Here is a 23,007-nt window from a genome sequence, read left to right as displayed (position 1 = left end):
CTCACATCCGGAAGACGCCGAAACCACCGCGTGCGCCCTCGTAAGGGGCCGTGTGGATGGCGGACAGGCACATACCGAGGACGGTGCGGGTGTCGCGCGGATCTATGACGCCGTCGTCGTACAGCCGCCCCGACAGGAACATCGGCAGCGACTCCGACTCGATCTGCTGCTCCACCATGGCGCGCAGGGCCGCGTCGCCCTCCTCGTCGTACGGCTGTCCCTTCGCCGCGGCCGACTGGCGGGCGACGATCGAGAGCACGCCGGCGAGCTGCTGCGGGCCCATGACGGCCGACTTGGCGCTGGGCCAGGCGAAGAGGAAGCGGGGGTCGTAGGCGCGGCCGCACATGCCGTAGTGGCCGGCGCCGTAGGACGCGCCCATGAGGACGGAGAGATGGGGCACGCGGCTGTTGCTGACCGCGTTGATCATCATCGCGCCGTGCTTGATGATGCCGCCCTGCTCGTACTCCTTGCCCACCATGTAGCCGGTGGTGTTGTGCAGGAACAGCAGCGGGATGTCGCGCTGGTTGGCGAGTTGGATGAACTGAGCGGCCTTCTGGGACTCCTCGCTGAACAGGACCCCCTGGGCGTTGGCCAGCACGCCGACCGGATAGCCGTGCAGGGCCGCCCAGCCCGTGGTCAGGCTCGTGCCGTACATCGGCTTGAACTCGTCGAAGTCGGAGGCGTCGACGATCCGGGCGATGACCTCGCGCGGGTCGAAGGGGGTCTTGAGGTCGCCGGGGACGATCCCGAGGAGTTCCTCGGCGTCGTACCTGGGCGGCTCGGCGGGGGCCGGATCCGCGTACGCCTTGCGGTGGTTGAGGCGGGCGACCACCCGTCGGGCCTGCCGCAGCGCGTCCGGTTCGTCCACCGCGAAGTAGTCGGCGAGGCCCGACACGCGCGCGTGCATCTCGGCGCCGCCCAGCGACTCGTCGTCGCTCTCCTCGCCGGTGGCCATCTTCACCAGGGGCGGGCCGCCGAGGAACACCTTGGCGCGTTCCCTGACCATGATCACGTGGTCGGACATGCCGGGGACGTAGGCGCCGCCTGCCGTCGAGTTGCCGAAGACGACCGCGACGGTGGGGATCCCGGCCGCCGACAGCCGGGTCAGGTCCCGGAACACGGCACCCCCGGGGATGAAGATCTCCTTCTGGGACGGCAGGTCGGCGCCGCCCGACTCCACGAGGTTGACGACGGGCAGCCGGTTGGCGAGCGCGATGTCGTGGGCGCGCAGGGCCTTCTTCAGCGACCACGGATTGCTCGCCCCGCCGCGCACGGTGGGGTCGTTGGCGGTGACGAGGCATTCGACGCCCTCGACGACCCCGATGCCGGTGACGAGGGACGCGCCGACCGTGTAGTCGCTGCCCCAGGCGGCCAGCGGGGACAGCTCAAGGAAGGGTGTGTCGGGGTCGAGGAGCAGCTCGATGCGCTCACGGGCGAGGAGTTTGCCGCGCCCGCGGTGCCGTTCGACGTACTTCTCGCCGCCGCCCGCGAGGGCCTTGGCGTGCTCCGCGTCGAGGTCGGCGAGCTTGGCGAGCATGGTCTCGCGGTGGGCCGTGTATGCGGGGCTCGTGGTGTCCAGGGCGGAGGCGAGGACGGTCACAGCAGGGTCTCCGGGATGTCGAGGTGGCGGCTGCGCAGCCATTCGCCGAGGGCCTTGGCCTGCGGGTCGAAGCGGTGCTGGGCGGCGACGCCCTCGCCGAGGACGCCCTCGACGACGAAGTTGAGGGCGCGCAGGTTCGGCAGGAGGTGCCGGGTCACCCTCAGCTCCCGGCTCTCCGGGATCAGCCGCCGGAACACGCCGACCGTGAGCTCGTGCGCGAGCCACCGCCAGGCGTCGTCCGTGCGGGCCCACACCCCCACATTGGCGTTGCCGCCCTTGTCGCCGCTGCGGGCACCGGCGAGGAGGCCGAGGGGGGCTCGCCTGGTGGGCCCGTGGGGCAGCGGTCGCGGCAGCGGTGGCTGCGGGACGTCGTCGAGTACGGCGGTGTCGTGGGCCGGCGGCACGGGGATTCGGCGTCCGTCGTGGAGGACGGCCACATGGTCGACGGCACCATGGGGGACGTACACATCCTCGAAGACCCCATAGGGCGCGCCCTTTCCGGGTGGCGCGAGCACATGGAAGCCCGGGTAGCTGGCCAGCGCCAGCTCCACGGCGGCTCCGCTCAGGGTCCGACCGACGGCCTCCTGGTCCGTGTCGCGTACGACGAGCCGCAGCAGCGCGCTGGCCGTCTCCTCGCTGGGAGCGTCGGGCCGGTCGGTGCGTACGAGGTCCCAGCGGACCTCGGCGGGCGGCGACTTGGAGAGCGCGTCCGTCATCTGCTCGCGCACCAGGGCGGCCTTGGCCTCGATGTCGAGGCCGGTGAGCACGAAGGCGACCTCGTTGCGGAAGCCGCCGAGCCGGTTGACGCCGACCTTGAGGGTCGGGGGCGGTGCCTCTCCCCGTACGCCCTGGACGCGGACCCGGTCGGGGCCGTCCTGGGTGAGCCGTACGGTGTCCAGGCGGGCGGTGACGTCGGGGCCGGCGTACCGGGCGCCCGCCGTCTCGTACAGCAGCTGGGCCGTGACCGTGCCGACGTCGACGAAGCCGCCGGTGCCGGGGTGCTTGGTGACGACGCAGGTGCCGTCCTCGTGGAGCTCGGCGAGCGGGAAGCCGGGGCGCCCGAGGTCGCGGCCGTTCTCGTGGAAGAAGGCGTAGTTCCCGCCGGTCGCCTGCGCCCCGCACTCCAGCACATGGCCGGCGACGACGGCGCCCGCGAGCCGGTCGTACTCCTGCGGGCCCCATCCGAAGTGCGCGGCGCCGGGCCCGGTGACCAGGGCCGCGTCCGTCACCCGTCCGGTGACCACGACGTCGGCGCCCTCGCGCAGGCAGGCGGCGATCCCGAAACCGCCGAGGTAGGCGTGGGCGGCGAGGCTGCCCGGGTGCGCGGCGGTGAGGTCGTCGCCCTCGACGTGGGCGACACGGGCGGGCACACCGAGGCGGTCGGCCAGGTCCCGTACGGCCTGCGCCAGTCCGGCGGGGTTGAGGCCGCCCGCGTTGGCGACGATCCTGACGCCCCGCTCCCGGGCGAGCCCGAGGCACTCCTCCAGCTGTCGCAGGAAGGTACGGGCGTATCCCGCGCGGGGGTCCTTCAGCCGGTCCCGGCCCAGGATCAGCATGGTCAGCTCGGCCAGGTAGTCGCCGGTGAGGACGTCCAGTTCACCGCCGGTGAGCATCTCGCGCATGGCGTCGAACCGGTCGCCGTAGAAACCGGAGGCGTTGCCTATCCGCAGCGGACGGGCAGCGGCCGTCACCGCGCGGCCCCCTTCGGGGCGCGGCCCGCGCCGGGCGGGCCCGCGAAGACCTGGGCGATGTCGAACCATCGGTCGGCGTCGGGGCCCTCGGCGCGCAGCGCGAGGTCCGAGCGGTGGGCGCGCTGGGTGACGAGCAGGCAGAAGTCGAGCGCCGGCCCGGTGACGCGCTGCTGGGCGTCCTCGGGTCCGTACACCCACAACTCACCCGAGGGCGAGACGAGTTCGACACGGAACGCGTCGGGCGGCACCGGGAGCCCGTGCACGGTGAAGGCGAAGTCGCGGGTCCGCACGCCGATCCACACCACATGCCTCAGCCGGTCGGTGGGTGTGCGCACCACACCCAGCGCGTCGGCGACGTCCAGACCGTGGGCCCAGGTCTCCATGAGTCGAGCGGTGGCCATGGAGGCCGCGGACATGGGTGGGCCGTACCAGGGGATCTTCGTACCGGGGGGCGTCTGCCGCAACGCCGTGTCCAGCGCGGCCCGCCCTTCCCGCCACCGGACCAGCAGTTCGGCGGACGGCAGCGCGGCTCCCTCCTGCGCCCCCTCGTCGACGAAGGAGCCCGGCGCCACCAGCGCCTTCTCCACCAGCGTGTGGAACGCCTCCACGTCGGTCGCCGCCAGCAGTGCCGAATGGTCCGTCCAGGCCAGGTGCGCGATCTGGTGGGCGACGCTCCAGCCGGGCGCGGGGGTGGCGAGCGTCCACTGCTCGGAGGTCAAGTCGGCCACGAGCCGTTCGAGTTCCTCGCTCTCCTCACGCAGGTCGTCGAACACGGGCGTCGGATCGGACACGGTGCGCTCCCCTCGGGCACGGCGGTGTGCGGGGTGGTGCGGCGTGGTGCGGTGGGGTGGTGCGGCGTGGTGAGGAGCATGGCAGCGCCAATGAAAACAAGCAAGCATGCTTGCATTAATTGCTGTCCCGTACGACCGCACGGCCGCGCCGCCCTCGTCGCCACCGAGCCGGTCGGTCACCGCGCCTGCCGAGACGGTTCCTCACGCCCTTCGGGTCGGCCACCCGGCGGAGGCCTCGGCACCCTTCGGCCCGGGCAGCCCGGCGGAGGCCTCGACACCCTTCGGGCTCAGGCGCCCCGACGGAGGCCCCGACGCCCTTCGGCTCGGGCAGCCCGCCGGCGCTCACTCCGTGCGCCGGCCGGGGCTAGCTGCCGGGGCCGCCCGGACGCGACGCGCCTCGTCGGCGGAGTCCGGCCCTCAGCTCTTGCCGGACCTCGCGGTCCCCGCCTTGCGCCGCCCCACCTGAGTGCGCACCGCGCCCATGCTCGCCGCGATGACCAGGGCGACCGCCAGGGCCTGCACGGCGGAGAGGGCCTGGTCGAGGAGGAGGAAGCCGGCTGTCGCCGCGATGGCCGGCTCCAGGCTCATCAGGATGGCGAAGGACGCCGCGGGGAGGCGGCGCAGGGCGAGGAGTTCGAGGGTGTAGGGCAGAACGGAGGAGAGGATCGCCACGGCCGCGCCCAGCCCCAGGGTGACCGGGTCGACGAGCTTCATGCCCGATTCGGCGATTCCCAGCGGCAGGAACAGTACGGCTCCCACGGCCATCGCGAGGGCCAGCCCGTCGGCCTGGGGAAAGCGCCGGCCCGTACGGGCGCTGAACACGATGTAGGCCGCCCACATGGCGCCGGCCGCCAGGGCGAAGACGACACCCAGGGGGTCGAGGCTGCCGAAGCCCCCGCCGAGGAGGAAGACACCGGCCAGGGCGAGTCCGGCCCAGACCAGGTTGATCGCGCGTCGGGAGCTGAGGACCGACAGGGCGAGCGGGCCGAGGACCTCCAAGGTGACCGCGGGGCCGAGCGGGATGCGGGCGACCGACTGGTAGAACAGGCCGTTCATCGCGGCCATCGTGACACCGAAGACGATCACCGTTCCCCAGTCGGTGCGGGAGTGGCCGCGCAGCCGGGGCCGGCAGACCAGCAGCAGGACGACCGCCGCCACCAGCAACCGCAGCGCCACCACGCCGAGCGCCCCGGCCCTGGGCATCAGGCCCACCGCCAGGGCGCCTCCGAACTGCACGGAGATGCCGCCGGCCAGCACGAGGCCCACCGGCCCGAGGGAGTTACGGCGGCCGCGCGGGGCCCCGGCCGTCACCCCGGCGGCGACGGCCGGGGCGGGGGACGACGAGGGCACGGCGGCGGCGTCAGGGGTGCTCACGGGCGGTCCAAGGGCTCGACTTCGAAGTGTTCATCATGCTGTACTGCCGAGTCCACGGTAATAGACTTCGTCAGGAGTGTGAACCCATTAAGCCACTGTCCCGGCATGTGGACCTCTGACGCCGGGACTACCTCCGGGCCAGATAGACCTCAAGCGCCTTGTGCAGCAGCCGGTTGAGCGGGAAGTCCCACTCTCCGAGGTACTCGACGGCCTCGCCTCCGGCGCCCACCTTGAACCGCAGCAGGCCCAGCAGATGGTCGGACTCCTCCAGGGTGTCGGTGATGCCCCGGAAGTCGTAGACGGTTGCGCCGAGTGCGTGGGCGTCGGTCATCATGCGCCATTGCAGGGCGTTGTTCGGCTGGACCTCCCGCCTGCGGCTGGTGGAAGCGCCGTAGGAGTACCAGACGTGGTCGCCGACCGTCAGCATGGTGGCCGCGGCCAGGACCTCGCCGTCGTGGTGGGCGAGGTACAGCCGCATACGGTCGGGGTGTTCGGCGGTGAGGGCGGTCCACATGCGCTGGAAGTACGGCAGGGGGCGCGGGACGAAACGGTCGCGCTCGGCGGTCTCGGTGTACAGGGTGTGGAAGACGGCCAGGTCGTCGTAACCGCCCCGCTCGACCTTCACGCCGGCCTTCTCGGCCTTCTTGATGTTGCGGCGCCACTGCTGGTTGAGGCCGCGGTGGATGTCGTCCACAGACCGCCCGGCGAACGGCACCTGGCAGACGAACCGCGGTTGCCCGGCCGCGAAGCCCTCCTCGCCGCCCGGCTCGGCCTGCCGCCAGCCGGCCCGCCGCAGCCGGTCGGCGATGTCCAGGGCGGCCGTCTCGCACACCGTCGGTTCCGCGTCCCCCAGCCGGCGCGCGGCCGGGTCGGCGATGGCCGCCTTCACCGCCTCGGGGCTCCAGCGGCGGACGACGACGGGCGGGCCCATCTTCACCGAGAAGGCGCCCCGCCGCTTGAGGTGGGCGAGCATCGGTTGGAGCCAGCGCTCATCGAGGTCGGGGGCATGCCAGTCGACGATCGGGCCCTCGGGAAGGTAGGCGAGGTACCTCTTCAGCTTCGGAAGCGGCCGCAACAGCACCAGCCCCGCCCCGACCAGCCGCCCCTCCTCGTCGAACCACCCGAGGCTCTCCGCCCGCCAGTCCGGCTTCACCTCGCCCCAGGAGGGCACCTGCGTATGACTGGCGGAGGGGCGCTGGGCGATGAAGGCGAGGTGCTCGTCGCGGGTGAGGGTCTGGAGACGGAGGGACATGAGCGAGCTCCTGTCGGTGGCCGGGGCGGGGTGGGGGCGGCGGCGACCGGAGGCCGGAGTTCGCGACCGGGCCGATGGGGGGGAGGGGCCGGGGGCTGGGCGGGGCGTGAGTGGTGGATGCGGGGCGTGTGGATCGGGTGGTCTGCCAGCCTATGCGCGCCCCGGCACGGCCTCACCTCCAGCGGCGCGCGGGCTCACGATCGGCCTACAACCGCTCCGCCAGCACCTCCGCCAGATGCCTCCCCCGCACCCCGGCCAGCTGCTCCAGCTGTGTCCGGCAGGAGAACCCGTCCGCCAGCACCACGGCACCCGCCCCGGCCCCTCGCACCGCCGGCAGCAATTGCTCCTCCGCGCACGCCACCGACACCGCGTAGTGCCCCTTCTCGAACCCGAAGTTGCCCGCCAGACCGCAACAGCCGCCGCTCAGCTCCCCGGTGATTCCCGCGGCCTCGCGCAACCGGCGGTCGGCGTCGTCACCCAGCACCGCGTGCTGGTGGCAGTGCGTCTGCCCGGCCGCCGGCCGGTCCACGCGGGGCGGCGTCCAGTCCGGGGCCAGCCGCTCCAGCGTCTGAGCGAAGGTCAGGACCCGGTCGGCCAGGCGCCGGGCCCGCGGATCGTCGTGCAGCAGTTCCGGCAGGTCCGAGCGGAGGGCCGCCGCGCAGCTCGGCTCCAGCACGACGACCGGCGCGGGGGTCTCCAGCACCGGCTCCATCAGGTCGAGCGTGCGCCGCAGCACTGCCCGCGCACGGTCGAGCTGCCCCGTCGAGACGTACGTCAGCCCGCAGCAGACCCGCCCCCGGCCCCGCAGCAGTGCCCCGGGGTCCAGCGCCACCGTCACCCCGTCGCCTCCCGGCGTCCTCGCCATCGGCACCGTGGGCGGCAGGGCCACCCGCAGTCCGGCCGCCTCCAGCACCCGTACGGCCGCCTCCCCCACGGACGGTGAGAGGTGCTCGGTGAAGGTGTCCGGCCACAGGACGACCAGCTCACCGCCCTCGTTCCCGTCGGCGACCGCGGCCGAGCGCCGCCGCCGCTCCCACCACCGGCTGAACGTCCGTGTCGCCAGCCGCGGCAGCTGCCGTTCCGGCGCGATCCCGCCGAGCCGTTTCGCCGCCCACGCGAGCGGCCGTACCGCGGCGAGCGCGTTGACCGGTGCCGCCGTACGCGTACGGGAGACCAGCCGAAGCCACTGCGGGAGGCGGCCCATGCTGTGGTGCGCGGCCGGGCGGCGCCGCCCCGCGTAGTGGTGGTGCAGGAACTCCGCCTTGTACGTGGCCATGTCGACCCCGACCGGACAGTCCGAACGGCACCCCTTGCACGACAGGCACAGATCCAGCGCGTCCCGCACCTGCGTCGACCGCCACCCGTCGGTCACCAGTTCCCCGGCGAGCATCTCGTGCAGCAGCCGGGCCCGCCCGCGCGTGGAGTGCTCCTCCGCACCGGTCACGCGGAAGGACGGGCACATCACGGACGGGCCCGCCACCGACGTGGTACGGCACTTGGCGACCCCGACACACCGCCGTACGGCCGCCGAGAAGTCGCCGCCGTCGGCCGGGTAACCGAAGGCCACGTCCACCGGCCGGCGGGGCAGGACGGCGAAGCGGAGGTTCGCGTCGAGCGGGGCCGGGCGCACCAGCATCCCCGGATTGAGCAGGTCGTCCGGGTCCCACACCCCCTTCGCCCGCTCGAAGAGGGCGACCATGTCGTCGCCGTACATCTTCGGCAGCAGCTCGGCACGCGCCTGCCCGTCCCCGTGCTCCCCGGACAGCGATCCCCCGTGGGCGACCACGACCTCGGCGAGCTCCTCCGAGAAGCGCCGGAAGCGGCCGATCCCCGCCTCGCTCAGCAGGTCGAAGTCGATACGGACGTGGATGCAGCCGTCCCCGAAGTGCCCGTACGGCGTCCCGCGCAGCCCGTGCGCGGCCAGCAGCCCGCGGAAGTCCCGCAGATAGGCGCCGAGCCGCCGGGGCGGCACCGCACAGTCCTCCCAGCCCGGCCAGGCCTCGCTCCCGTCGGGCATCCGGGTAGCCGTACCGCTGGCGTCCTCCCGGATCCGCCACAGGGCCCGCTGCCCGGCCGTGTCGGTCACGACCAGCGCGTCCACGACGTCGGCGGCCCGCACGATGGTCTCCGCACGCGCGCGTGCCTGGGCCGCCGTGTCCCCGCCCGTCTCCACGAACAGCCAGGCCCCGCCCCTCGGCAGCCCGGCCGAGTCCGCCTCCGGCACGAGGTCTCGCGCCATGCCCTCCACGGTCAGCGGCCGGTACGGCAGCAGCCCGGCAGCGGCCTCCGCCGCCGCGCTCTCGTCGGCGTAGGCCAGCACGGCGAGCGCACGCGCGCGGGGTGCCGCCACCAGCCCCACGACCGCCTCGGTGAGGATCCCGAGCGTGCCCTCGCTGCCGCAGAAGGAACGCGCGACGTCGGCGCCCTTCTCGGGCAGCAGCGCGTCGAGCGCGTACCCGGAGATACGCCGGGGCAGCTGCGGAAACCCGGTGCGCAGTCGGGCCAGCTCCCCCTCGACGAGCCCTCGCAGCCCCTGCGGCGCACCGGCCCACCCCTGCCCCGGCCGCAGCCGCTCCCCGCGCGCGGTGATCACCTCCAGCTCTCGCACGCTGTCCGCGGTGGTGCCCCAGGCCACCGAGTGCGAGCCGCACGAGTTGTTGCCGATCATCCCGCCGAGCGTGCAGCGGCCGTGGGTGGAGGGGTCCGGCCCGAACCGCAGCCCGTGCGGGGCGGCGGCCTCCTGGAGGCGGTCGAGTACGACACCGGGCTGGACGACGGCGGTGCCGGCCTCCGGGTCCAGGGACACGATCCGGTTCATGTGCCGGGTGAAGTCCAGCACGATGCCGGTGCCGGTGGCCTGCCCCGCGATCGAGGTGCCGCCACCGCGCGCCACCACCGGCACCATGTGCTCCCGGCACACCTCCAGCACGGCCGCGACGTCGGCGGCGTCATGTGGCGCGACCACACCCAGGGGGACACGCCGGTAGTTGGACGCGTCCATGGTCGTCAGCGCCCGGGAGGTGACATCGAACCCGACCTCGCCTCGGACGGCCCTGCGCAGCTCCGCCTCAAGTTCCGACATACGTCCACTCAATCAGCTCACGACCCAGACGACTCCGTCTCAGCCGACGGACGAGGTTTCACCCGGGTTTCCCGAAACGGCTAACCTCCCTGTCGTGGCTGAGATCCAGATTCCCGCTGACATCAAGCCCGCCGACGGACGTTTCGGCGCGGGCCCCTCCAAGGTGCGGACGGAAGCGCTGGACGCGCTGGCCGCGACCGGAGCCTCCCTCCTCGGTACCTCCCACCGCCAGGCCCCCGTCAAGAACCTGGTCGGCCAGGTGCGCGAGGGCATCCGCGAGCTGTTCCAGCTGCCCGACGGCTACGAGGTGATCCTCGGCAACGGCGGCTCGACGGCCTTCTGGGACATCGCGACGCACGGCCTGATCGAGAACAGGTCGCAGCACCTCACCTTCGGTGAGTTCAGCTCCAAGTTCGCCAAGGCCGCCAAGCTCGCCCCGTGGCTCGCCGAGCCGGACGTCATCTCCTCCGACCCCGGCACCCACCCCGAGCCGGTCGCCGAGTCCGGCGTCGACGTCTACGCCTTCACGCACAACGAGACCTCCACCGGCGTCGCCATGCCGATCAAGCGCGTGGCCGGTGCCGACGAGGGCGCCCTGGTCCTGGTGGACGCCACGTCCGGCGCGGGCGGCCTGCCGGTCGACGTCGCCGAGACGGACGTCTACTACTTCGCCCCGCAGAAGTCCTTCGCCTCCGACGGCGGCCTGTGGATCGGTGTCTTCTCCCCGGCGGCGATCGAGCGCGCCGAGCGCATCCACGCGTCCGGCCGCCACATCCCGGAGTTCTTCAGCCTTCCCACGGCGATCGACAACTCCCGCAAGAACCAGACGTACAACACCCCGGCCCTCGCCACCCTCTTCCTGCTCAACCAGCAGCTGGAGTGGATCAACGGCCAGGGCGGCCTCGACTGGGCGGTCCGCCGCACGGCCGCCTCCGCGCGCACCCTGTACGGCTGGGCCGAGGACATCAAGTACGCCAACCCGTTCGTCACCGACCCGGCCAAGCGCTCCCAGGTCATCGGCACGATCGACTTCACGGACGAGATCGACGCCGCCGCCGTCGCCAAGGCCCTGCGCGCCAACGGCATCGTCGACACCGAGCCCTACCGCAAGCTCGGCCGCAACCAGCTCCGCGTCGCGATGTTCCCGGCGATCGACCCGGCGGACGTCGAGGCGCTGACCAAGTGCGTCGACTACGTGATCGAGAAGCTCTGATCACCGGCACTCGGTAGGACGGCGAAGGGCGCCCGGCGAACACCGGGCGCCCTTCGGCGTACTGCGGTGCACTTCGGCGTACTGCGGTGCACTTCGACCAGCCCCGCAGTCCCGTCAGACTCGATGAGCGCGGCGGTCACTCCCGGGCGCAACGATGAACGCCGTGCCCTCGGTCAGGTCGATCCTGGAGCGGGGCGGCGCGCCGTCGCTCTCGTCGTCCCGCAGCAGCAGCTCCACCCTCCGCTGCTCCAGCTCGACCGTCTTGTTTCCGTTCACGACCGCCGTGAACTCGTCGAAGGCGATGCTCGACAGCGACCGCCCCGTGCGTCTGCGCAGCCACGGGATCAGGCCCAGCCCCGTGAACCACCGCCACGCGCTCTCCACGAGTGCGGACAAGGCCAGCACGGCCGCGAACGCCGGGAACGACATGAGCAGAGCCGTCATGGACGGTCCCCGGGCGTCGTCGGCGCGGTGGACGGCCGGGAGACGGCGAAAGGATCGATTGCCATGGGGCTCACTGTGGTGGAACCGCAGCGCGCGTGGATCATGCGCCGGCATGATTCGCCTCCCCCGTCCGGGGGAGGCCCGGGCCCGGGTGCCGTCGGTGCGGCCTGCCCAGGCCGGGTACCCCGCGCGGAACGGGGCCGGCGCGCGCCCTCGTCCCGCGCCTTTCTCACGTGGCCGTGCAGCTCACCCTCGGCACGCCTCCGCCCCCGGGCGCGCCCGCGAAGCCGAAGCCGGCCGAACCTCCGGTCGGCACACCGCCGTTGTGCGCGACGTTCATGGCCGTCACGCTGTTGCCGGTCTGCGTGTACGAGGCGTTCCACATGCTCGTGACCTTCTGCGTCCCGCTCCAGTTCCAGGTCACCTTCCAGGACTTGAGCGGCGTCGATCCGGTGTTGCTGACCCTGACCTCCGCGTTGAAGCCCCCGCCCCAGTCGCTGCTGACGGAGTAGGCGGCGCTGCATGCGGGTGTGCCGCCGCCGGGGTCCGGGTCGGGGCCTCCCCCGTCCCCGCCGGGCGGGAAGCCCGGTGCCTTGATGCTCGCCAGGTACCCGTCCTTCACGGTGTCCACGGTCTGCCAGTCGTCCTTCAGGATGCCGCCGGTGTCGCCGGAGTTGGGGTTCCAGGACCAGAAGGTCCAGTGGAACGAGTCCGCTCCGTGCGCCGACGTCGAGCGCAGGTACTTCACCAGTTCGGCCAGCCACTTCTGGTCCACCGCGGACTGCAGGGTCGTGCCGAACTCGCCGAGCCAGACCGGGGCGATGTCCTGCTTGAAGACGTAGCCCCAGTACTTGTCCCAGATGGCCGGGAGGTTGGCGGGGAAGGACGGGTCGCTGAACCACGGCTGCTGGGCGACCGACGTGGCGTAGTCGTGGGCCGAGTACACCAGCCGGTTCGGGACGTCCAGCTGGACCGGGTACTGGGCCACGCCCATCAGGTTGCCGCCCCACCAGCCGTTCGTGCCGTTGTGCGACTGCACGCCCTCGACCATGATCAGCAACTCGGGGTTGACCGACAGTACCGCGTTGCCCGCGCGCTGGGCGGCCAGACGCCAGTCCCGTGCCGTGTCGCCGCAGCCCCAGCAGGCGGGGTCGTGGGGCTCGTTGTGCAGGTCGATGCCGATGACGGTGGAGTCGCCCTTGTAACGGGCGGCCAGCGACTTGAGGTTGGCGATCCACGTCGACTCGGGGACCGCGGAGGTGTACCAGAGCGCCGACTGGCCGGCCGCGTCCGGACGGTGCCGGTCCAGGACGATCTTGAGGCCGGACCGACCGGCGTACGCCACGATCCTGTCCAGGACCTGAAGCGACGTCAGTCCGCGCAGGTCGGTGTTCTTGCCGTCGTGGTTGACGCTGTCGGGCATGGTGCCGGGCTTGAGGATGTCGTCGCTGTAGGGCATCCGGATGGTGTTGAAGCCTTGCGACCTCATCTGGTCGATCATGCTCTTGTAGTCGCGGGCCCACAGGCCGTGGACGACATGGTTGGCGGTCTCGAAGCCGAACCAGTTGACCCCGGCCATACGGACCGGCTGTCCGGCCGCGTCCAGGATCTGGCGGCCGCTGGTGTGCCAGTAGCCGGCGCCGGGCTCCGCCGCGTGGGCGGTCTGCGCACCGGCCCCCAGCGGTAGCAGCAGCGCCGCCGCGGCAGCGCACAGCGCTCTTCGCAAGCTGCGGAACATGTCCCTTGTTCCTCTCGGGGTGGCGCGGCCCCGGAACGATGGGAGCGCTCCCATGTACCGCGCACCTCCCAGGAAACTGACGCGCCATGGGCACGTCAAGGAGGTGCGCGTGCATTCACCCGAGCCGGTTCACCGGCTCAGCCTCTGGAAGCGGCGTACCGCGAGCGGCAGGAAGATCGCCGTGACGACGACCGGCCACACTCCGGCCATCAGCAGCGCGTGCTGCTCGACCCAGGAGTCACCGGCCACGGCTCCGCCGGGCACCCCGAACAGCTCTCGGGTGGCCGCCGCCGTGGAGGAGATCGGGTTCCAGGCCGCGACCCAGCCCAGCCAGTCCGGCATCAGCTGCGGGGCGACGAAGATGCTGGAGATCATCGTCAGCGGGAAGGCGACGGCGAACAGGCCGCCCGCGGCCTCCGGGTTGGGGACCAGCAGGCCCAGCCACACCCCGATCCAGATCAGCGAGAACCGCAGCCACAGCAGCAGCCCGAAGGCACCGAGGAAGCCGAGTCCGCCGTCCGGACGCCAGCCCATCGCGAGGGCCGTCAGCATCATGATCGCCAACTCCGCGCAGGCACCCAGCAGATCGGTGATCCCCCGCCCGGCGACCACCGCGGACGAGGACATCGGCATGGAGCGGAACCGGTCGATGACGCCCTTGGTGGAGTCGTGGACGACCAGGGTGGCGGTGTTGATGAAGCCGAACGCCATGGTCATCACGAACATGCCCGGCATCAGGAAGTCCGTGTAGTTCCCACCGCCGGGGACCTTCATCGCACTGCCGAAGACATAGCCGTAGAGCAGGACGGACAGGATCGGGAAGCCCAGCTGCCAGGCAATGTTGACCGGTTGGCGCTGGTAGTGGGTGATACCGCGGCGGACGATGTTCCAGACGTCGGCCAGGGCCCAGTACAGGCGGCCGCGCTCGGCCGGGACGGTGAGGTCTACGGCGGTCATGCGACGGCCTCCTTCTCGCTCTTCTCGGTACGGTGCCCGGTCAGGCGCAGGAACACGTCGTCCAGGCTGGGCCTGCGCAGCCCGATGTCCTCGACCGGGACACCCTCGTCCTGGAGCGTGCGCGCCACCTCGGTCAGCGCGGACACCCGGTCGGTGACCGGCGCGTGCACCCGCGACTCCGCCTCGTCCGCCTCGGGTTCGCCGTCCGAGACACGGGCGACGACCTTCACCACGCGTGCGATGTCGGCCCGCTCGGCGACCACGACCTCGATACGGTCCCCGCCGACGAGGTTCTTCAGCCCGTCCGGGGTGTCGTCGGCGATGGCCCGGCCCTGGTCGATGACGGTGATGTGCGAGGCCAGCTTGTCGGCCTCCTCCAGGTACTGCGTGGTCAGCAGGACGGTGGTGCCGCCCGCCACCAGCGCCCGCACCGATTCCCAGACCTCGCCCCGGCTGCGCGGGTCGAGCCCCGTCGTCGGCTCGTCGAGGAAGAGGACGGCCGGGGCGAGGATCATCGAGGCGGCGAGGTCGAGGCGGCGCCGCATGCCGCCGCTGTACTGGCCGACGCCCTTGTCGGCGGCGTCCGTCAGGTCGAACTGCTCCAGCAGCTCGGTGGCGCGCAGCCTGGCCCGCTTGCCGCCCAGGTGGAACAGGCGGCCGAACATCTCCAGGTTCTGGCGTCCGGTGAGCACCTCGTCCACGGCCGCGTACTGCCCGGTCAGGCCGATCCGTGCGCGGACCTCGCGCGGCTGCCGGGCCACGTCGAGTCCGGCCACGCTCGCCCGGCCGCCGTCCAGCTTGATCAGCGTCGACAGGATGCGTACGGCTGTGGTCTTGCCCGCGCCGTTCGGGCCGAGCAGGCCGTGCACCGTGCCCGCGCGGACCGTGAGATCGAAGCCGTCCAGGGCCCGCTTGTCGCCGTAGCGCTTCTCCAACCCCTCGGCCCGGACCGCAAATCCGTCGTCCCCCATGGGTCCCCCTTCCATTAATTGAGTACAGCGTACCCGATTGCGCGTACACCGTACCCAATTTTTTTCCGAGGACTTAAGCTGAACCGCATGACGAGCGGCAAGAGCGGCAGCGGTGGTACGGAGACCAGCGGCAGCGGCGACATCGGGCGCACGCTGGAGCTGCTCTGGGACACGGGCAGACGCCCGAGCCGCGGGCCCAAGCCGACGCTCACCCTGGACCAGATCGTGGAAGCGGCCGTCCAGGTCGCGGACGCCGAGGGTCTGGCGTCGGTGTCCATGCGCCGGGTCGCCACCGAACTGGGCACCGGCACGATGTCGCTGTACCGGTACGTCCCCGGCAAGGCCGAACTGCTCGACCTGATGCTGGACCGCGTCCAGCGCCCCTCCGAGAACCCGGCCGACCTCGGCGACGGCGGCTGGCGCGCGGCACTGGAGGCCCTGGGCCGATCGACCCTCGCCCTCTACCGGCGCCACCCCTGGCTGCTCCAGGTCAACCAGTCCCGCCCGATCCTGGGCCCGAGCGCACTCGACGGCATGGAGAAGGTGCTCGCCCGGATCAAGCCCATGGGCCTGACCGACCCCGAGCTGGTCTCGGCGATCATCATGATCGACGGCTACGTCGTCGGGGCCGCGCGCACCCAGCTGTACCAAGTGGAGGCGGAGCGCCGGACGGGTCTGACGGACGCGGAGTTCTGGCAGGCCCAGACCCCGATGCTGGAGAAGGTCCTGGCGTCCGGCCGCTACCCCCTCATGGCCTCGCTGGACGAGAACACCTGGAGTGCCGACTTCGACCACTTCGAGTTCGGGCTGCAGCGCATCCTGGACGGGCTGGAGTCCTTCGTCGCCCGGCGCACGCAAGGGGCCGGCGGCTGACTCCGCGGCTGAGGCGCCCCGAGCCGCCGACGGCTGACTCTAGGGAGCCGGCGCCAGGAACGCGACGGCCCAGCTCAGCAGCCCCACGGGGAGGGCGACCACGACGGCGACGCCGAAGCGGTCGGCGGCCTTCTGGCGGCGGGAGGGCGCACGGCGGTGGGCCTCACGGCGCGCATCCGCCCCGCGCGGTCTGACCGCCTGGTACGCGAGGACGGCGAGGACGGCCACACCGATCGCGATCTGCCAGAACTCCCCCATGACGCCCCAGAACCCGACCCGCTGGATCGTCTCCGGCTCCATGCCCTGCCGGACGGCGAGCTCGGTGCCGTCCGGGTAGTCGTGCCCGGTGTCCTCCAGGACCTCGCGGAAGGCGTCGGCGGTGGTGCCGCCGGTCGGGACGAACCGGCCGCGGCAGTCGTACTCCGTGTACCTGCCCCTGGGATTGGTGTCGTAGCAGCGCTCCACCTGGTACGTCCCGGGAGTGCCGTAAAGCCCCGCGGACAGCGCGAGGTCGGCGGTCGCGGTGACACACCAGAAGGCCATCGCGAAGGCGAGGACGGCACCGCAGGCCCACCCGAGGACGCGCCTCATCCGATCACCGAGGTGTGCCGTGTGCGGTACTCCAGGGGCGCGGCATCGAGTGCCAGGGGCGGGTCGTCCATGCGGAGCCGGGTGGTCCTTCGTGAGTGGCCGGATTTCTGTGCCCCGTGAAGCTACCAGTGCCCGCCCGTCGCCCCGCCGGACCTGCGCGTTCTCCCCTCATCTCCTCCGCAACAGCCGTCGGAGCCCGAAGAAGAGGACGCAGCCGACCACCACCGCCACGGCGCCGATCTTGAGGTCACCGCTCGAACCGAGGCCGTCGCCATCCCCGGAGGCCGAGCTTCCGTTGCCCGCGGAGGCGCCGGAGGACCCGGCGTCCCCGGGGGCGTCGTTGGCGACCACGGCGCTGCCGGCGCCCTCGCTGCCGAGCATGAGCTTGCTGCCGTCGCGGGAGTAGCTGACGGACTCGCCCTGCCCCAGGGGCACGCTGATGCGTTCCAGCCGTTTGGGCTTGCCGCCGTTCCAGTCGTACGCGATGCCGCCGAAGTAGCCGCGTACGGCGAGTGTCCGGCCGTCCGGTGAGAAGGCGGCGTCGGTGGCCCACAGGTCGATGGGGGCGACGGGCTCGAAGACGTTCGTGCCGGAGGGGGAGAGCTCGGCCGGTGCCGCGTACAGGTGCCCGCCGTCCTCCTGCTTGTCGATGATGTAGACCCGCCCGGTCTTCGGATGGACGACGAGCGACTCGGCGTCGCGGGGCCCGTCGGAGTACTTCACCACGTACTGGGTGGCGCGGATCGTCCGGTCCTTGAGGGTCTTGGGCTCGGGGAGCCGGTACACCCACACATAGGGCCACTCCACACCGTCGTTGTCGCCGATGTCACCGACGTAGAGCTGGTTGTCCGGCCCCACGGAGACGGCCTCCACGTCACGCGGGGTGCCCACGCCGGTCATCGTGATCGTCGCGACCGTCTCGCCGGTGGCGCTGTCGACGGCGTAGAGGTAGGCGCCCTCGTCCTGGTCGTTGTGGGTCCAGTAGATGCCCGGGTGCTGACGCGAGGCGGCGAGGCCGCTGGACTCGGTGATCCGCGGGTCCTTGATCGTGAAGTCCTCGTCACCGTCGGCGGCGGAGGCGGGCAGGGTGAGCGCACCGGTGAGCAGGACCCCGGCGAGTATGGCGAGCGGTCGGCGCATGCCCCAAGCCTGCCATCCGGCCCGGCCGTTCGGAGGCGGGGCGGCCGTGGGAGTGATCGTCCGGGGCGTGTCGGGGTTCACACCCCACCGGCCCCTACCGCCGGGTAGCGATCGTCCATCATGAGCGGATGCTCAGGTTCATGCCCGTCGGCGACTCCATGACCATCGGCAGCGCCGGCGAACACACGTGGCGCTACCGCATGTGGCAGCACCTGCGTGAGACGTACGGCGGACCCTTCGCCCTCGTCGGCCCGCGCGAGACGCTGTACGACAAGGCGACGGACGCGCCGACGTCGTACGAGTACGCCGATCCCGACCCGGCCTTCCCCCGCGGCCACCTGGCCGGCTGGGGTGAAGGCTGGCTGCACATGGCGCCGCTGATCGGCGAGGCCGTGCGCGCGTGCCGGGCGGACGTGCTGCTGGTGTCCCTCGGCCTGATCGACCTGGGCTTCTACACGAACGCCGAGCAGACGGCGCAGAACGTACGAGCGTTCGTGGCCGAGGCACGCTCGGCGAACCCGCGGATCCGGATGGTCGTACTGCCGGTGATCCCGAACGTCCGCGCCGAGGCGGACGCCCCCTTCGCCGCCGAGGTCGCCCGCTTCAACGAACTCCTGGCCAAGACCCTCACCGACCTGGACGAGCCCCGCTCCCCGCTGCTGCTGGCCACCCCGCCCCCGTCGTACGACATCCACCTCGACACCTACGACGGCACGCACCCGAACGCCGGCGGCGAACACCGGATCGCGGAAGCCTTCGCGGAGGCGATGTACCAGGCGTGGGACCTGGGCCAGCCGTACGGCGGCTGACGCTCGACGGCTCGGACCAGCGCGTCGGGGCCTCCTCATCCGTGGCTCCTCGGTGCTTGCCTAGAGCGCACTCCACCTCACTAGCGTGCACACCATGAAGTACACGCAGCTCGGACGCACGGGACTCAAGGTCAGCCGACTGGTCCTCGGCACCATGAACTTCGGACCGCAGACCGACGAGGCCGACAGCCACGCGATCATGGACGCGGCGCTGGACGCCGGCATCAACTTCTTCGACACGGCCAACGTGTACGGGTGGGGCGAGAACAAGGGCCGCACCGAAAGCATCATCGGAAACTGGTTCGCCAAGGGCGGTGAGCGGCGCGACAAGGTCGTCGTCGCCACCAAGGTGTACGGCAACATGGGCGCGGACGGCGCGGCCTGGCCGAACCACGACAAGCTGTCGGCGGTGAACATCCGGCGCGCGGTGGACGCCTCGCTCAAGCGGCTGCAGACCGACTACATCGACGTGTACCAGTTCCACCACATCGACCGGGACACCCCGTTCGAGGAGATCTGGCAGGCCATCGACGTCCTCGTCCAGCAGGGCAAGATCCTCTACGCGGGGTCCAGCAACTTCCCCGGGTACAAGATCGCCCAGGCCAACGAGATCGCCGCCCGCCGCGGCGGCACCATCGGCCTGGTGAGCGAGCAGTGCCTGTACAACCTCTACGAGCGCCGTGCCGAGATGGAGGTCATCCCGGCCGCGCAGGACTACGGGCTCGGCGTCATCCCCTGGTCGCCGCTGCACGGCGGGCTGCTCGGCGGGGTGATCAAGAAGGCGGCCGAGGGCGGGCGCCGGGCCAGTGGCCGGGCCGCGGACTCCCTCGCCGATCCGGCCGTACGCGGGAAGATCCAGGCGTACGAGGACCTGCTCGACAAGCACGGTCTGGAGCCCGGCGAGGTGGCCCTGGCCTGGCTGCTCACCCGCCCCGGGGTGACCGGACCGATCGTCGGCCCGCGCACGGCCGGGCAGCTGGAGTCCGCGCTGCGGGCGTCCGAGCTGGAGCTGAGCGAGGAACTGCTGGCGGGGCTGGAGGAGGTCTTCCCGGGTCCGGGGCCTTCACCTGAGGCGTTCGCCTGGTGACACCCGCGGCCGCGGTCCCCGGCACTACCTGCCGAGGGCCGCGGCCAGCGCCACCACGAGGAACATCAGGACGAGCACACCGGCCATGATCCGGTTACGGGTTTTCGGGTCCACGGCAGGAGCCTAACCGGCCCCGCCGAGCGGCCGACGGGCGACCGCCTCGTAGCGGGGCTCCTCCCCCGGGACCCCGGACTTCGGCAGCCGGCTGCGCACCAGCACCAGCTCCGCCACGGTCCAGGTACGGCTCGTGAACGTGTCGAGGGCAGCGACGTACGGCCGCACATCCACCGCCGAGCGGCTCCTGGCCACCGTGAGGTGGGCCTTGTACCGCCGGTGCTCCCCCATCGGCACCCCGGCCTTGCGCGCCGCCGCCTCACTGCGGTCCGCCAGCAGCCGCAGGGCCGCCAGGTCCCCCTCCGCTCCCGCCCACAGCGCCCGCCCGTGCCCGAACTGACCGCCGCCGCGCAGCGCCAGCCGGAAGGGCTGGGTGCGATGCGCGGCACGCTCCAGACGGACCGACAGATCGGGTACGAGGTCCTCGTCGACCTCCCCGTAGAAGGCGAGGGTGAAGTGCCAGCCGGGGCGGCCGGTCCAGCGCAGCCGCTCCGCGCCGGGCAGCTTCTGCAACTCGGCGACCTCGGCCGCCAGTTCGCGGGTCACGTCCTCGGGCGGCAGCACGGCGGCGAAGAGTCTCATGGGTCCAGACTGGCACCATGGGGCCATGGAGATCACCATCAGGGACGGCGGGCCCGACGACATCCCCGCGATACTCGGCATGCTCGACAGCGGTGTGGAGTGGCTGGTCGCGCAGGGTCGGCCGGGGCAGTGGGGGACGAAGCCGCTGTCCGAGAACCCGAAGGTGGTGGAGTCCCTGACCCGGGACACGCAGGAGGGCAGCGTCTTCATCGCCGAGGCCGACGGTGTGCCCGCCGGGGCCCTGACCCTCGCCGACGCGCCCGGCGCCGCACTGGCCCACCTCCCGCCCCCCGGTGAGCCCGAGCGCTACATCCACTGGCTCACCTCCGACCGCCGCTTCAAGGGCCACGGCGTGGGCGGCGCCCTGCTCGCGCACGCCGCCGAGGTGACCCGGCGCGCGGGCATCTCCCTGCTGCGGGTGGACTGCTACGCGGGTGACGACGGTCGGCTCGTCCGCTACTACGAGAGCCACGGCTTCACTCCGACGGTGACGTACACCGGCGGGGCGGACGGCACCTGGCCCGGGCAGGTGCTGGCCCGGCGCGTCCAGGGCCCGGCGCTCGGATCATGACGGCGGCGCTCGCCTGAGCCACGGGCGTGACCACGGCCACACGTGACACGGTCACCGTGCGTATCGTTGTACTGCGCGGCTGTCCGTGACCGAGCGGCGGCCGGGGAGGAGCGCCACGATGACCGTCCTTGACGACAGGATCGAGATGGCCGAGGAGTGCGGCGAGCTGACTCTGGACGTGCTGTTCGAGTGGCTCGAGAAGATGCCCGTCCCCCAGGGAACGAAGGTCGAGATCGTCGGGGGGAACATCTTCATGTCACCGCAGCGGCAGAGCCACTGGGAGATCATCTTCGGCATCGCGAAGCAGATGGACGCCAGGTACTCGCAGAAGCGCTTGGCTTCGGACGTGCGGATCGACTTCCCCGGGCACCTGAACGGCTTCGCCTGCGACCTGGCGGCCATGGCCGAGCGGTCGGTGAAGGACAGCAGGGGCCGCTGGCGCTATCAGGACGTCGAGTTCGTCGCCGAGGTCCTGTCCAAGGACACGGCGGCCAACGACCACGGCCCGAAGAAGGACGCGTACGCCGCCGCCGAAGTGCCCGTGTACCTGATCGTGGACCCGTACGCCGGCGAGTGGCATCTGCACACCCTGCCGAAGGACGGCAAGTACCACAGCCAGGTCAGCTTCCCCTTCGGGGAGGACATCGACCTGAAGGGCACCCCCGTCGGCCTGGTCCTCAGGACCGACGAGTTCCCCCGCGACTGACCCGGCGTCCCTCGCCGCCCCTCCCTAGGCCGCCGACGCCAGCTGCTTCTCCCGAGTCTCCCGCGGCACGAACCGCACCTGCGGGTGGCCGCGCTCCCAGCCCAAGGACAGGCGCAGGCCGCCCACGCGGGCCAGCACGAGGGCGATCGTCACGGCCGCGGCGACGCTGATGGCGCCGCCCACCGCCAGGCCGGCCCGCACGCCGTAGGCGTCCGTGATCCATCCGGCGATCGGTGCCCCCAGCGGCGCACCGCCCATGAAGACCATCATGTACAGGGCCATCACACGGCCCCGCATGGCCGGGTCCGTGGACATCTGGATGCTGCTGTTGGCGGTGACGTTCACCGTCATGCCGAACATGCCTATGGGGGCCATGAGCAGGGCGAACAGCCACAGGGAAGGCGCGAACGCGGCCACGATCTCCATGGTGCCGAAGGCCACCGCGCCCACGACCAGCACCCGCATCCGGGCCGTACCGCGCCGGGCGGCGAGCAGGGCGCCCGCCAGGGAGCCGACCGCCATCAGCGTGTTGAAGAGGCTGTAGGAGCCGGCGCCCGCGCGGAAGACGTCGTCGGCGAAGGCGGACAGGTAGACCGGGAAGTTGAAGCCGAAGGTGGAGACGAAGCCGGCGAGGACGATCGTCCAGATCAGCTCCGGGCGCCCGGCGACGTACCGCAACCCCTCCCGCAGCTGCCCCTTGGCACGCGGGGCGCGCTCGACGACGTACAGCTCACGCGCCCGCATCAGCAGCAGTCCGGCGATGGGCGCGACGAAGGACAGGCCGTTGGCCAGGAACGCCCAGCCGGTGCCGACGCCGGTGATCATCAGCCCCGCGACGGCGGGGCCGATCAGACGGGCGGACTGGAAGTTCGCCGAGTTGAGGCTGACCGCGTTCTGGAGCTGGTCGGGCCCCACCATCTCGGTGACGAAGGACTGGCGGGCCGGGTTGTCGACGACCGTGGCCAGTCCCACGGCGAGGGCGGCCAGGTACACGTGCCAGACCTCGACGTGCCCGGTGAGGGTGAGGACGGCGAGCGCGATGCCGGTGGCGGCCATCGACGTCTGCGTGACGAGCAGCGTAGGGCGCTTGGGCAGGCGGTCGACGAGGACGCCGCCGTAGAGGCCGAACAGGAGCATCGGCAGGAACTGCAGAGCCGTCGTGATGCCGACGGCGGTGGCGGAGCCGGTGAGGCTGAGCACCAGCCAGTCCTGTGCGATGCGCTGCATCCAGGTGCCGGTGTTGGAGACGACCTGGCCGAGGAAGAACAGCCGGTAGTTGCGGGTCCTCAGCGAGCCGAACATCGAGGGCTTACGGGACGAGCGGGTCGTCAGGGCGGGCGGGGAGTCGTTGGAGTCTGGTGCGGGGACGGAAGCTGCTCCGGGTCCCGAACTCAAAGGGGTTCGCCTCCTTGCGACGACTG

Annotated in this window: 20 protein-coding genes; 6 read left to right on the top strand and 14 right to left on the bottom strand. The window is 71.8% G+C overall.

Features of this window, described 5'->3' with window-relative positions:
• Nucleotide 1: 1 nt before the first annotated feature.
• From ACFYNL_RS26565 to ACFYNL_RS26540, 6 genes are all read right to left on the bottom strand, one after another.
• On the bottom strand, nucleotides 2–1,600 hold the full coding sequence (locus ACFYNL_RS26565; protein ID WP_388807502.1) for an acyl-CoA carboxylase subunit beta: 1,599 nt from the start codon (nucleotides 1,598–1,600) through the stop codon (nucleotides 2–4).
• Entirely contained in the window at nucleotides 1,597–3,291 is a 1,695-nt protein-coding gene (locus tag ACFYNL_RS26560) for an acyclic terpene utilization AtuA family protein (protein WP_388807501.1), read from the bottom strand. The genes ACFYNL_RS26565 and ACFYNL_RS26560 overlap by 4 nt, the downstream gene beginning before the upstream one ends.
• Complete coding sequence (locus tag ACFYNL_RS26555; RefSeq protein ID WP_388807500.1) at nucleotides 3,288–4,082, bottom strand: TIGR03084 family metal-binding protein; 795 nt, start codon at nucleotides 4,080–4,082, stop codon at nucleotides 3,288–3,290. Before ACFYNL_RS26555 ends, ACFYNL_RS26560 begins: the two co-directional genes overlap by 4 nt.
• A 417-nt stretch (nucleotides 4,083–4,499) precedes the next feature.
• Complete coding sequence (locus tag ACFYNL_RS26550; RefSeq protein WP_388807499.1) at nucleotides 4,500–5,456, bottom strand: DMT family transporter; 957 nt, start codon at nucleotides 5,454–5,456, stop codon at nucleotides 4,500–4,502.
• Between the two features lie 127 nt (nucleotides 5,457–5,583).
• Nucleotides 5,584–6,708: a lipid II:glycine glycyltransferase FemX gene (locus ACFYNL_RS26545; protein ID WP_388807498.1), complete on the bottom strand. Its 1,125-nt coding sequence runs from the start codon at nucleotides 6,706–6,708 to the stop codon at nucleotides 5,584–5,586.
• Between the two features lie 205 nt (nucleotides 6,709–6,913).
• Entirely contained in the window at nucleotides 6,914–9,790 is a 2,877-nt protein-coding gene (locus ACFYNL_RS26540) for an FAD-binding and (Fe-S)-binding domain-containing protein (RefSeq protein WP_388807497.1), read from the bottom strand.
• Between the two features lie 94 nt (nucleotides 9,791–9,884).
• Between ACFYNL_RS26540 and serC the strand changes: the two genes are divergently transcribed.
• Nucleotides 9,885–11,003 (top strand): phosphoserine transaminase, encoded by a 1,119-nt coding sequence (gene serC, locus ACFYNL_RS26535; RefSeq protein ID WP_388807496.1) that lies wholly within the window; start codon nucleotides 9,885–9,887, stop codon nucleotides 11,001–11,003.
• A gap of 114 nt (nucleotides 11,004–11,117) precedes the next feature.
• Here the strand turns inward: serC and ACFYNL_RS26530 are convergent, their stop codons facing one another.
• From ACFYNL_RS26530 to ACFYNL_RS26515, 4 genes are all read right to left on the bottom strand, one after another.
• The gene (locus ACFYNL_RS26530; RefSeq protein WP_388807495.1) at nucleotides 11,118–11,447 is read right to left on the bottom strand and encodes a DUF6191 domain-containing protein; all 330 of its coding nucleotides are present in this window, start codon (nucleotides 11,445–11,447) and stop codon (nucleotides 11,118–11,120) included.
• Nucleotides 11,448–11,676: 229 nt separating this feature from the next.
• Nucleotides 11,677–13,185 (bottom strand): cellulase family glycosylhydrolase, encoded by a 1,509-nt coding sequence (locus ACFYNL_RS26525; RefSeq protein ID WP_388807494.1) that lies wholly within the window; start codon nucleotides 13,183–13,185, stop codon nucleotides 11,677–11,679.
• Between the two features lie 129 nt (nucleotides 13,186–13,314).
• The gene (locus ACFYNL_RS26520) at nucleotides 13,315–14,142 is read right to left on the bottom strand and encodes an ABC transporter permease (RefSeq protein WP_388807493.1); all 828 of its coding nucleotides are present in this window, start codon (nucleotides 14,140–14,142) and stop codon (nucleotides 13,315–13,317) included.
• On the bottom strand, nucleotides 14,139–15,113 hold the full coding sequence (locus tag ACFYNL_RS26515; protein ID WP_388807492.1) for an ATP-binding cassette domain-containing protein: 975 nt from the start codon (nucleotides 15,111–15,113) through the stop codon (nucleotides 14,139–14,141). The genes ACFYNL_RS26520 and ACFYNL_RS26515 overlap by 4 nt, the downstream gene beginning before the upstream one ends.
• 87 nt (nucleotides 15,114–15,200) lie before the next feature.
• Here ACFYNL_RS26515 and ACFYNL_RS26510 point away from each other — a divergent pair, with 87 nt between their 5' ends.
• Nucleotides 15,201–15,986, top strand: a complete 786-nt coding sequence (locus ACFYNL_RS26510) for a TetR/AcrR family transcriptional regulator (protein ID WP_388807491.1) — start codon at nucleotides 15,201–15,203, stop codon at nucleotides 15,984–15,986.
• Between the two features lie 39 nt (nucleotides 15,987–16,025).
• Here ACFYNL_RS26510 and ACFYNL_RS26505 read toward each other — a convergent pair whose 3' ends face one another.
• Both ACFYNL_RS26505 and ACFYNL_RS26500 read right to left on the bottom strand, forming a co-directional pair.
• Entirely contained in the window at nucleotides 16,026–16,577 is a 552-nt protein-coding gene (locus ACFYNL_RS26505; RefSeq protein ID WP_388807490.1) for a hypothetical protein, read from the bottom strand.
• A 168-nt stretch (nucleotides 16,578–16,745) separates the two neighbouring features.
• Nucleotides 16,746–17,717: a WD40 repeat domain-containing protein gene (locus tag ACFYNL_RS26500; RefSeq protein ID WP_388807489.1), complete on the bottom strand. Its 972-nt coding sequence runs from the start codon at nucleotides 17,715–17,717 to the stop codon at nucleotides 16,746–16,748.
• Between the two features lie 128 nt (nucleotides 17,718–17,845).
• On the opposite strand from ACFYNL_RS26500, the gene ACFYNL_RS26495 reads away from it, so the two are divergent.
• Together ACFYNL_RS26495 and ACFYNL_RS26490 are read left to right on the top strand one after the other, a co-directional pair.
• A complete protein-coding gene (locus ACFYNL_RS26495) occupies nucleotides 17,846–18,526 on the top strand; it encodes an SGNH/GDSL hydrolase family protein (protein ID WP_388807488.1) in 681 nt (226 codons plus the stop codon).
• Nucleotides 18,527–18,620: 94 nt separating this feature from the next.
• A complete protein-coding gene (locus ACFYNL_RS26490) occupies nucleotides 18,621–19,613 on the top strand; it encodes an aldo/keto reductase (protein ID WP_388807487.1) in 993 nt (330 codons plus the stop codon).
• Nucleotides 19,614–19,736: 123 nt separating this feature from the next.
• On the opposite strand, the gene thpR is transcribed toward ACFYNL_RS26490, so the two are convergent.
• Complete coding sequence (gene thpR / locus ACFYNL_RS26485) at nucleotides 19,737–20,309, bottom strand: RNA 2',3'-cyclic phosphodiesterase (RefSeq protein ID WP_388807486.1); 573 nt, start codon at nucleotides 20,307–20,309, stop codon at nucleotides 19,737–19,739.
• 25 nt (nucleotides 20,310–20,334) lie between these two features.
• Between thpR and ACFYNL_RS26480 the strand changes: the two genes are divergently transcribed.
• Nucleotides 20,335–20,880 carry a GNAT family N-acetyltransferase gene (locus ACFYNL_RS26480; RefSeq protein ID WP_388807485.1) on the top strand — a complete coding sequence of 182 codons (546 nt, stop codon included), beginning with the start codon at nucleotides 20,335–20,337 and terminating at the stop codon, nucleotides 20,878–20,880.
• Between the two features lie 118 nt (nucleotides 20,881–20,998).
• Entirely contained in the window at nucleotides 20,999–21,586 is a 588-nt protein-coding gene (locus tag ACFYNL_RS26475; RefSeq protein ID WP_388807484.1) for a Uma2 family endonuclease, read from the top strand.
• 24 nt (nucleotides 21,587–21,610) lie between these two features.
• Here the strand turns inward: ACFYNL_RS26475 and ACFYNL_RS26470 are convergent, their stop codons facing one another.
• Complete coding sequence (locus ACFYNL_RS26470) at nucleotides 21,611–22,981, bottom strand: MFS transporter (RefSeq protein WP_388807483.1); 1,371 nt, start codon at nucleotides 22,979–22,981, stop codon at nucleotides 21,611–21,613.
• Nucleotides 22,982–23,007 lie beyond the last annotated feature (26 nt).

Origin of the sequence: Streptomyces sp. NPDC007808, assembly GCF_042868655.1 — a bacterium.
Lineage (GTDB): Bacteria > Actinomycetota > Actinomycetes > Streptomycetales > Streptomycetaceae > Streptomyces.
The sequence above is the reverse complement of the archived record's forward strand: the minus strand, read 5'-3'. Positions and strand labels throughout refer to the sequence as shown.